The following is a 1765-nucleotide window of genomic DNA, read 5'->3' on the forward strand; positions in this document are numbered from 1 at the left end:
TGCAACTGCGCCATGTGTGCACCTTTGCCTTCGAAAGCCTGTCCACATTGCTGCACGCGCCAGTACCCATCGATCTACCCAGCGTCGAGCAGAAAGTGCTGTTCGACGGGCGCGGTGGCTATTGCTATGAGCTGAACCAGATGTTCCTGGCCCTGTTGCAGGAACTCGGCTTCGACGCACGGGGCATCACTGGCCGCGTGGTGCTGGGCGGTCCTGCGGATGCGCACACCGCACGTACCCATCGCATGAGCCTGGTGACCCTGGAGGGCGTGCGCTACATCACCGATGTCGGCTTTGGCGGCATGGTGCCCAGCAGCCCGTTGCACCTGGACACCGAGGCGGTGCAGGCCACGGCCCACGAGCCCTATCGCTTGACGTTCGACGGGCAGGGCAGCTACACCCTGTGGGCGCTGGTCGCCGAGGAGTGGCGTGGCCTGTATGTGTTCGACCTGCAAGTGCAGGCGGCGATCGACTACGAAATCGGCAACTGGTACGTCTCTACCCACCCGGACTCAGTCTTCCTCGGCCAGTTGAAAGCGGCGCGGTTGGCGCCGGGCAAGCGCTATACCCTGGCCAACGCCAACTATGCGGTGCATTGCCTGGACGGGCCCAGCGAAAAGCGTGTGATCGACACGGCCGATGAGCTGCAAGTGCTGCTCAGTACGACGTTTGGCATTCGCCTGCCGACGCATCCACAACTGCGTGAAACCCTGGAGCGGCTAGTGAAGCCCTGACTGTCCGCACAAGCCCCCTTTGTGGCCCCCAAAACCCTCAACCCAAGACGGCCGGCTGCCTTAGTGTGGAATGCACTTTCCACAGTATAAGAAGAGAGGGTGGCCATGCGTCGCATCACGTTACTGTTGGCTGTGCTTGGCCTGCTGACGGCCTGTGACGACACCGCCAAACACCCCCCCGAACGCGCCGCGGCGGCGTCAGCCATGCCCGCCGACCCGGCGCTTGCCCAGGTCTACGACACCAGTTGCAAGCTGTGCCACGCCAACCCGGCATCGGGTGCACCCTTGGTCGGTGATCGTGCGGCCTGGAGCCCACGCGTGGCCCAGGGCTCCGACACGCTGCTGGATCACAGTATCAACGGTTACAACGGCATGCCACCGATGGGGCTGTGCATGCAGTGTTCCGAAGAGCAGTTCCTGGCGCTGATCAGCTTTATGGCCGGTGTTCAACTCCAACAATAAAAAGAGGTGGTGGATGGCGCTTTCACGGCGGCAACTGTTGCAACGCTCAAGCATGGCCGGTGTTTTTCTGGCGCTGACCGGTAACCCGGTGCTGGCGCAATTGGCGCGTGCGCCGCGGCTGATTCCGTGGCGTAACTGGTCGGGGGCGCAAACGTGCCTGCCGCTGGCCCGCCTGGCCCCCAAAGACCTGGATGAGCTGGTGCAGGTGATTCGCCAGGCGCCGGGCAACATTCGGCCGGTCGGCTCGGCGCACTCGTTCAGCGCCCTGGTGCCGACTGATGGCACGTTGCTCTCCCTGAGCTACTTCAACGGCTTGCTGGAGCATGACCCCGCGACCCTGCAAGCCACGTTTGCGGCCGGCACGCCGATGTCACGCATGGGCCCGGCGCTCAAGGCCGTCGGCCAGGCGCTGCCGAACATGGCGGATATCGATTACCAGACCCTGGCCGGTGCCATCTCCACCTCGACCCACGGCACCGGAGTGGGCTTTACCTCGTATTCGGGTTGCGTCACCGGGTTGCAACTGGTGACGGCTCAAGGCGAGGTGCTGGACTGCGACGCCCAGCGCC

The 1765-nt window shown here is 64.0% G+C and carries 3 protein-coding genes; all 3 read left to right on the plus strand.

Going from position 1 to position 1765, the window contains the following annotated elements:
- A partial coding sequence (locus ACRESD_RS07710; protein WP_431750376.1) for an arylamine N-acetyltransferase family protein occupies positions 1–734 on the plus strand: 734 nt, incomplete at its 5' end.
- Positions 735–839: 105 nt separating this feature from the next.
- Positions 840–1196: a c-type cytochrome gene (locus ACRESD_RS07715; protein WP_431750377.1), complete on the plus strand. Its 357-nt coding sequence runs from the start codon at positions 840–842 to the stop codon at positions 1194–1196.
- Between the two features lie 52 nt (positions 1197–1248).
- Positions 1249–1765: FAD-binding protein (locus ACRESD_RS07720; RefSeq protein ID WP_431750378.1), on the plus strand; the 517-nt coding region annotated here is incomplete at its 3' end.

The sequence above is a fragment of the Pseudomonas sp. genome (genome assembly GCF_050739995.1).
Lineage (GTDB): Bacteria > Pseudomonadota > Gammaproteobacteria > Pseudomonadales > Pseudomonadaceae > Aquipseudomonas.